Annotated in this window: 4 protein-coding genes; 1 reads left to right on the forward strand and 3 read right to left on the reverse strand. The window is 41.4% G+C overall.

All coding sequences use genetic code 11. The features are described 5' to 3' along the window. On the forward strand, positions 1-1683 hold a 1683-nt coding region (locus tag NA59_RS12500), incomplete at its 5' end, for a trypsin-like serine peptidase (protein WP_044413424.1). Between the two features lie 186 nt (positions 1684-1869). On the opposite strand, the gene NA59_RS12505 is transcribed toward NA59_RS12500, so the two are convergent. The 3 genes from NA59_RS12505 to NA59_RS12515 form a co-directional block, all read right to left on the reverse strand. After that, positions 1870-2124: a hypothetical protein gene (locus NA59_RS12505; RefSeq protein ID WP_044413427.1), complete on the reverse strand. Its 255-nt coding sequence runs from the start codon at positions 2122-2124 to the stop codon at positions 1870-1872. 445 nt (positions 2125-2569) lie between these two features. Continuing rightward, positions 2570-2755, reverse strand: coding sequence for a hypothetical protein (locus NA59_RS12510; protein WP_044413429.1), 186 nt, complete (start codon positions 2753-2755; stop codon positions 2570-2572). 214 nt (positions 2756-2969) lie between these two features. After that, complete coding sequence (locus tag NA59_RS12515) at positions 2970-3833, reverse strand: replication initiation protein (RefSeq protein ID WP_044413431.1); 864 nt, start codon at positions 3831-3833, stop codon at positions 2970-2972. Positions 3834-4107 lie beyond the last annotated feature (274 nt).

Raw genomic sequence — 4107 nt, forward strand, 5'->3', positions numbered from 1 at the left:
GAACCTACACCGGAACCTACACCGGAACCTACACCGGAACCTACACCAGAGCCTACACCGGAGCCTACGCCTGTTAATTGGGTGCAAGCTTATGAATTAACCATGTCTGATTTGGAACCTATGCACGAACAAGCCGTTTTTGCACAACTTAAAGGCGTGTCTATAAACTTGGGTGGCGTAGACCGTTATCTTGACTTTAACAGTCAACGAAGTGGCAGCACACAATCACAGGTGGAATCGATTCGCGCGCAGATATCAGAGCTGGCTCAGGACAACCCTGAATTTTATAAGTTTAGCGTATCCGCGCTTTCTGATTCCAGCGATGTCACCCACATAACGCAGACTTCTAAAATCTGGCTTGGGTATACTGGTAACAATGATTTTACAATTAACTATGTTGATTCTGAGATGCTATCAACGTCGGGCAACATCGTTCAGCACTGGAAGGATGTCAGTTTTGCACATGATCTAAACGATAACACTGTATTTTCAGATCAAGGCTTGTTGAATACTACAGTGAATGCAAATCAACAATTTGTGGTGTTTAGCGGCTTAACCGAATATCTTGCACAAGATCAAGATACCGTTATTGGTAGTCAATACAGTGAACAGGTGATTGTGCCTTACAACACCTCGGCACTGATTAATCTACTGGGTGGTGATAACCGTATTGTCATGTCTGGTTGGGCCGATGAGTATGCGCAGTGGTTTAATGGAAGCCATGTTGTGTATGAGCAAGGTGATCATCGCGTACAGATTGCAATCAACGCTTATAATGCCACTCAGATTGTGTTTAATGATGAAATTCACACGATCCAAATTGATCGTGAAACAAGTTCATTTTTAACCCAGATAGCCTATCTAGCTGACGCACCGATCGTGTCTAATGAAATGCCACATGACCATGTAGAGCTAAACGGGTTGCCGCTTTATTGGGTAAGCGATACCAGCGTGGGACCTTATCAAATGATTGGCTTGATTAAGGTCGATTTTGGCGATACGTTTAACACGGGTACAGGGGCTTTAATTAGCCCACAGCATGTATTAACAAATGCACATGTTATGGATAATGATGATGGTGGCACTATAGAGTCAATTGGATTTTATCAAGGTTTAAATGGTGAAAATATTCATACACTAAACCCCGCATTGGCAACAACCATATATAGTTTAAATCATGATGTCGATTCAGATAACTGGCCTGAGAATGATCTCGCTATTATTACATTGGCTGAACCGGTTGATGCGGACTGGCTGTTTTTCAATTTACTTGAAAACCCGCAAGATAGCTTAACCAATACCTTTGTTATGTGGGCGGGTTACCCTATTGAATATTTGCAACAAGATAACCCTGATACACCTTGGGAGGATTATTACATGTGGTCGGCCTTTGGACTGCTTGAGCATTACGCTGACACCGGGTATTTTAACGAAGACGGCATACCTGCCGATTCGGGTAGTAACAATTTATGGCTATCAGAAAACTTGCTGGGTTCTCAAGGTGCAAGCGGCTCCCCTCTTATTTACACTGAATCTTGGGGGGCAGAAAGCTTAATAGGTGTTTACTCGGGATACTATTACGATGAGGAAACCTCTACGCCTGTGGCGGTTAACATTAGCCCTGAAGTATACGCTTGGATTCAAGGTGTGCTAGCTGACTATGGCTATGGTGACTTTGTTTAAACGTTAAAGACACAAGATTGTCACCGTTATTTTAAACTTACCCAAACTTGGTCATGGATAACTCTTTCCAAGTTTGGTGTTAAATTCCTAATTCAACGAGGACGGTTTTACTTGATGTGGCCATCAAGCCAGCGCCTTCCTCTCCAAAGGCTTAAACCGTGTAACTCACGGCATACTTGGCTAGATTCATAGCCGCGTCGCGGTTTTGATGTAAATCGCGAACATCCCCACCCGTTCGGATAATCGACTCGGTGCGCTCATGATGGGTAGCGCGGCTGTTTGTTGACGCAATTGAGCGAGCGTAGGCGTGAGTAAGCGCCCTGCTTGATAACGCTGACCATTTGGCAGACAGATGAGCGTATTGCCCTCCATCTCCAGCTGGGATTGGGTGCTGTGGTAATCGGTTTCAGCAAAGCCGGTGAGTTGTTCGAACCAGTTCATTTTGATGGTTGGCCTTTTGTTAAAATAAATATCAACACTTAAATCAGCGGATTCTCCCTCATTTATCTGCTGAACATTTTAAGTTTAGGCACTGGCGTACTGTTATATGCAGTTAAGTTGAGATAAGGTTTCTAAAACAATGGACGATGTAGCCTATCTCAAAGACGTCAAAAACGCTTTACTCATGTTTGCAGCCAGTACACCTTGTTTGCTACGGATACCAATGATCTGGAGTGTCAACCCAAATTTTACCCCAACTCTCAAGTAGTGCTTGATCTGTCACATAGGGAGTGGCTATTACAGCCATTAAGGAGATAACACTGGCACTCATTTTTTGACAACAGTAACTATCATGAAACCACTAAAAATATACTTTTTCACAAAGGAATTTATCCATTTTTTATTGCACTCCACTTGCGTGTGATCACCTTTAATCCCAGCGCTTTCATGCGCTCAGCAATACGACGCGGCTTACCTTCAGTTTATCATGGCGCGCTAGCGCTACTTTTATGCGTCTTGCACCTATCGTTTCGTCATACTCTTCAACCAGCTTTTTGATGGCTTGATCAAGTTCGGCTTGGGTCTGGTTTTCTTGGTCTCGCTTGAGGCGTTGTGCCTGTTTGGCGCTCACATAACTGTTATAGCTACTGCGCTTAACATCAAATAAGCGGCATAAGTTGGTTACGCCATATTGGGTTTTATGTGCATCAATCCAGGCGTACTTTACTGGCTGTGTGCTGCAAAGTACGCCGCCGCCTTTTTTAGGATTTCGAAATCATATGTTCGATTTGCTAATTTGAAAATATAATCACACCCCTTTAAGTATCTGCCGGAACATGTATTTTTCAAAAAAGAAGACCTTGTTTACGTTCTTCAAAAACCATCCGTATCGCAACAACACCACGGCCAATAGATGAGTCTTTTTTCTCAATTAACTCAATATCCACTTGCATAGTCTCTATCATTTCAGAAATAGCTTTATTTAAAATCCTTTGCTTAATATTGCCGTAACTGTAGCTATCAGGAATCTCAAGCGCATGGCGGAGCTCATCAAGAGTGATGTCTAAGAAGCCACTGAAAGAATTTCCGCGCTTAACCGAATTCATAAGTTCAAACATGCGCCAAACATAATTTGTTGAAAAATTGGGAAGTGTGTTAAGACGATAAGAGCTAAATTTTCCTGCCAACCCTTGAAGATGAGGCATAACGTCTTCAGCAAACTTAATTAGCACTTCGCCTTTATCATCAAAATAGGTCACTCGTTGAACCCAACGTCCCTCTATACGAAGTTTTTTGTTTTTGTTATAAGTTTTGTATGAACGATCAAAGAGGCTACTACAGGCCTTCTGAAGCTCTGAGTATACTGCCTTACTTTTAATATTAAAGAATTCTGCAAAATCTTTTGCCTTAACTCTGTACTCAAGCCTTTTTGATGTTTCCATTGGGTTTATTTGAGCAATAGCCAGGACGATAAGACGCTTTTCCTGAATTGAGAGCTTTTGCGAACTCCGAACCAGTTCATTAGACTGGGTAACACTATGAATTTTATGGTCGCCCATTCGGCTTTTCATTAGGGATTTATGAGACTCTGGCATATCATTCTCAAGAATAGCCTGCTCTTCTAACTCACGTACTTCAATTTTTGATATGAGTTTTTTTTTAGCTTTTTCTTCAACAGATTTAAACTTATCAATAATACTAGAACTCATTTTTTAAACCCCATGATCGCTACAGAACCAAACTATAACACAATAGAATGTAGCGTTATAGTTTAGCTATAATACACAAATTTAGAGCAATTGGAATAGCGTTGATAATTTTTCTATTTAGCACCCTTTTTCTTCAACCCCAAATTTGTTATAGTTCCGCCGAGTAACCCTTCACCCTAAAATTGTTATATCTTAAACAAAGTACAAAACAATCTTATGCTTACACACACCCACTACTAGATTAGACCTATTATGGATTCACCCTAAAATTGTT

It is taken from the genome of Thiomicrospira microaerophila (assembly GCF_000934765.1).
Lineage (GTDB): Bacteria > Pseudomonadota > Gammaproteobacteria > Thiomicrospirales > Thiomicrospiraceae > Thiomicrospira > Thiomicrospira microaerophila.

Coding starts and splice junctions, on each gene's coding strand:
- NA59_RS12515 (WP_044413431.1), bottom strand. CDS start 3,833: ATGAGTTCTAGTATTATTGATAAGTTTAAATCTGTTGAAGAAAAAGCT.
- NA59_RS12505 (WP_044413427.1), bottom strand. CDS start 2,124: ATGAACTGGTTCGAACAACTCACCGGCTTTGCTGAAACCGATTACCAC.